This is a genomic window from Gordonia sp. (in: high G+C Gram-positive bacteria) (assembly GCF_049299075.1).
Lineage (GTDB): Bacteria > Actinomycetota > Actinomycetes > Mycobacteriales > Mycobacteriaceae > Gordonia.
This window is the reverse complement of sequence record NZ_JBAQWU010000177.1, coordinates 1-4,282: the sequence shown is the minus strand read 5'-3', so window position 1 is coordinate 4,282 and position 4,282 is coordinate 1. Positions and strand designations below refer to the sequence as shown.

Sequence of the window (4,282 nt, the reverse complement as noted above, 5' to 3'; positions counted from 1 at the left end):
CGCGAGTACATGACGTGCGCGGTCGCCGCGTGCGCTCAGTTCGAGGTAGCGGCCGCGGCGGCCAAAGGCTGCGGAGTGCCGGCGACGGACGGCAAGGGCCTCGCTGATCAGCCGGAATTTCGGATGGTGGTGATCCTGCCGGTAGTCCACGGGCCGTCGGTTGTCCGGGTCGGTGAGTGCGTCATACCACCATTGGGTGCCTTGATAGAGGTCACCGACGCCCGGACCGAGTAGTCCGAGGGCGACCCGGGACAACGATTCCTCCCGGCCGGTGGGGGCGATCAGCGCGACGAACTCGGAGATGCGGGTGGCCGCGTCGCCGACCGTCACGCGCGAGATCCAGTCCTGGGTCTGCTGTTCGGCTTCCAAGTTCTGCTCCGCCCAGGAACTGATGACTCCGGCCTCGCGGATGGCTTTGGTGGTGTACGCGGATATGCGTCCGGCCAGGTCGGCGTCGGGCGGGCCGTCGACCGGCCAGATTCCGACCAGGTTCTGTAAGAGCAGGTAGGCGGTGCGCTCGTGCGGCGGTGGGTAGCGCCGCCAGATCTCGCGGACCAGCAGATTCCAGCGTTGCGGTACCTGGGCGATCACGGCGATCCGGGCGCGGACGTCACTGCTGCGTTTGGTGTCGTGCGTGGTCAGGGCCGTCATCGCCAGTGGCCACCAGTGGGCTCTCTGCTGATTGCGTTCGTGGAAGTCGGCGCGGCTGATGGTGGGGCGGCGCGGATTGCATCCGAGTTCCTGGGTCGAAACCAGGCGGGCGGTGCGGTGAAAGCCGACGGCCTCGATGGCTTTGGCGGCGACGACGGCGGCGAGGTCGCTGACCCGGAAGATGGCGTCGGGGTAGGCCTCTGGGTGGGTGAAGACGGCCGCCAGCGCATCGAATCCGGCAGTGGCACCGGGCAGGGCAGCGCGCGCCAGGGTGATCGTCTCGTGTACTTGCTGGCGCGACTGCGGGGTATCCGGGCGGCTGATCGTCAGGCGCGTGACAAAGGCTGCCACGGCTTGTTCGGCGAGGTGCAAGGGGACTCCCGGGGGCACTGCGGCGATCTCGGTCGACGCCCAGCGCAGGCGGGTGGTGAACGTTTTGCGGAGGGTTTCTTCGCGCACCGTGCGGGCGAGAGCGGCCAGTTGCTCGCCGTCGCCGTGGAAGCCGGTTGTCCAGTGGTAAATCTCGTCGAGCTCCAGAATGCCCGGCGGTGAGGTGAAGGCGGCCTCGATCAATTGCAGCTGGTCGTAGCCGGTGGTGCCGTCGACGGGCAGGGCGCGATCGAGCGACTCATCGACGGCCAGGAGCTTTTCGACGTAGATCAGGCGCTCGTCGCCGACGAGTGCACGGAGCCGGGTCAGGTAGCCCGGTATATCGCGGAAACCGTCGAGATGGTCGACGCGCACACCGTCGATCAGGTCTTCGGCGACCAGGGCACGCAGCCACGCGTGGCTGGCCTCGAAGACGTCGTCGACCTCTGTCGCCAGCGCGGCGAGTTCGGAGATGTCGACAAAGCGCCGGTAGCCGAAGCCGGATTCGGTCGCGAGGATCAGCCGGTAGCGTTGCCGGTCGAGGACCACGCGTGGATCGTCGCCGGGGTGAGCGGTGCCGCGCGCGGTCGGCAGCACCCATTCGTGCAGGTGGAGGTAGCCGTCGTTGTCGAGCAGCAGCGCCTCGAGGTCGTCGATACTACCGAGGTATGGCAACACGATCCGCTCGTCCGCGCCGGGCGTCTCGCGCAGTGCTAGATCGAAGTAGTCTGCGTAGCGGGAATCCCGGCCATACCGTAGGACGTCCGCCCACCACGGGTTGTGCCGCGCGTCTCGAATGCCGACGTGGTGCCCGACGATGTCGATCAGGATACCGATGCCGACCGCGGCGGCGTGGCCGCGTAGCAGTCGGAAGCCGTCGATACCGCCGAGCGCCTCGGCGATGCGTGCCGGTGGGGCCCAGTCGTAGCCGTGTGTCGATCCCGGCATTGCGGCGAGGATCGGCGATAGATACAGGTGGGAGATCCCGAGTTCGACGAGGTCGTCGAGAATGCCGACGACTTCGGCGAAGGCGAAGTCTTCGGTGAGCTGTATCCGGTAGGTCGCGACGGGTTCGCGGGGAATCGCGGTCATCGTGCGGCCTCGCTGGCGGCCCGGGCGCCGTCGACGATCACGTCGAGGGCGGCGGTGAACTCGGCGGTGTAGTCGCGTCCGGACCGGCCGATAACGCCGAGACGTTCCATCTGGGCGCGCGTCTGCTCCTCGATGGACAGGCCGATCGTCAGTTGACAGAGCGCGGTGGCTACGCCGCCGGCCGCCGAGGGGAGAAGGCCGCCGCTGGCGGCGATCCCCGCGAACCGACTCGCCAGATCGTTCCCGGCCAACCCGGACGCCCACGCCGAGGACACCACCTCGGCGCTGTCCGGGACAGCGAGCAGCGCGGCGCGCATATCTTGTGCCATTGCCGCCAGCGCTGATGTCCAAGGCAGATCGTCACGGGCGGGGACCTCGGCGAGCAGATCGTCGGCGAGCGCGGCGAGCATCGTCTGCTTATCGGCGAAGTGCCAGTACAGCGCGTTCGGGGCGACGCCGACCTCGGCGGCTAAGCGGCGCATGGTCAGCTCCGCGAGACTGTGCTGGGCCAGGATGCCGCGGGCGGCGTGAAGTATGTCCGCGCGCGTATTTCCCACACCGATCACCCTATCGGCAGGCGCCAGTATCGTGGGCGCGGCCGGACGGACACCGGGCGTTCAGGGCGGTCCTGTACGGCGTCCAGGGCGGGCCTGTACAGTGTTCACGAACGCGGGGCGGCCCGGCTCCGGCGCCGCGGAGGAGGTGTCGACATGGATGCTGCGCAGATCGTCGGTATCGATGCCGAGCATGTCTGGCATCCGTACGGCGGCTTTCCGTCGTCGGTGGCACCGCGCCCGGTGTCCTCGTGCCGCGGGGTGCGGCTGCGGCTGGCCGACGGCCCTGAACTGATCGACGCGATGAGCTCCTGGTGGGCGGCGGTGCACGGCTATGCGCACCCGGTCCTCGATGCGGCGGTGCACCGGCAACTGGAGTCGATGGCGCACGTGATGTTCGGCGGGTTGACGCACGAGCCAGCTGCGGTCCTCGCCGCCAAGCTCGTCGAGCTCACGCCCAGGCCGCTGACCAAGGTATTCTTCGCCGACTCCGGATCGGTGTCGGTGGAAGTCGCGGTGAAGATGGCCATTCAGTACCAGCGCAGCCGCGGTCGCCCGGACAAACGCCGCCTGCTGACCTGGCGCGGCGGCTACCACGGTGACACCCTCGCGCCGATGAGCGTCTGCGATCCGGAGGGCGGGATGCACTCGATGTGGCGCGGTGTGCTGCACGAGCAGGTCTTTGTGGACGCGCCGCCGCGGCTGGGCAGCGATGCGGACGCGATGTCGTCGTACGTGGCGATGCTCGACGACGTGCTGGCCCGCTCGGCTGATTCGCTCGCCGCAATCATCGTGGAACCGGTGGTCCAGGGCGCCGGTGGCATGGCCTTCCATTCGCCGGAGCTGATCGCCGCATTGCGCGGCCTGTGCGACCGGCACGATGTGCTCCTGATCTGCGATGAGATCGCCACCGGATTCGGACGCACCGGCGAACTGTTCGCCGTGAACCACGCCGGGATCAGCCCGGACATCCTGTGCCTGGGTAAGGCGCTCACTGGCGGCTACCTGACCCTTGCCGCCACCATGACCACCGACGAGGTGGCCCGGGTGATCAGCGCGGGCGAGACGGGCGGGCTGGCCCACGGTCCGACCTTTATGGCCAACCCGCTCGCGTGTGCGGTGGCCGCCGCATCGCTCGGGCTGCTCGACGACGGCACCTGGCGCGCGTCCGTCGCGATGATCGGCGAGCGACTGGCGACCGGCCTGGGTGTGTTGGACGGAGTGCCCGGCGTCCGCGAGGTACGCACCTTCGGCGCCATCGGCGTCGTCGAACTCGAGAGCGACGTGAACATGGTCGCGGCGACGGATGCGGCCATCGCCCAAGGCATTTGGCTGCGACCATTCCGCAACCTCATTTACGCGATGCCGCCGTATATCTGTACGCCCGATGAAGTGGACGCCATTGCCGGCGGCATGGTGGCCGCCACCCGCGCGACGCTCGCGGCGAGCCCATCGGTGCCCGCATGAGCGGGCCGATGCTGACCGGCCTGGCTGACCCGTTGGCCTGGCTCGCCGATGCGGCCGCCGCAACGGCGGCTGCCGGTCTGCACCGGTCGCCCATCGCCCGCCCGGTGGGCGCCGCTGAGGTCAATCTGGCGTCCAACGACTACCTCGGC

3 protein-coding genes are annotated in these 4,282 nt (G+C 68.8%); 1 reads left to right on the top strand and 2 read right to left on the bottom strand.

Going from position 1 to position 4,282, the window contains the following annotated elements; translation table 11 throughout:
- Both treY and WAW85_RS05860 read right to left on the bottom strand, forming a co-directional pair.
- On the bottom strand, positions 1 to 2,112 hold a 2,112-nt coding region (treY, locus tag WAW85_RS05865; protein ID WP_422558705.1), incomplete at its 3' end, for a malto-oligosyltrehalose synthase.
- Complete coding sequence (locus WAW85_RS05860) at positions 2,109 to 2,669, bottom strand: TetR/AcrR family transcriptional regulator (protein ID WP_422558704.1); 561 nt, start codon at positions 2,667 to 2,669, stop codon at positions 2,109 to 2,111. The genes treY and WAW85_RS05860, both read right to left, overlap by 4 nt.
- Positions 2,670 to 2,822: 153 nt before the next feature.
- Here WAW85_RS05860 and WAW85_RS05855 point away from each other — a divergent pair, with 153 nt between their 5' ends.
- The gene (locus WAW85_RS05855) at positions 2,823 to 4,133 is read left to right on the top strand and encodes an adenosylmethionine--8-amino-7-oxononanoate transaminase (protein WP_422558703.1); all 1,311 of its coding nucleotides are present in this window, start codon (positions 2,823 to 2,825) and stop codon (positions 4,131 to 4,133) included.
- Positions 4,134 to 4,282 lie beyond the last annotated feature (149 nt).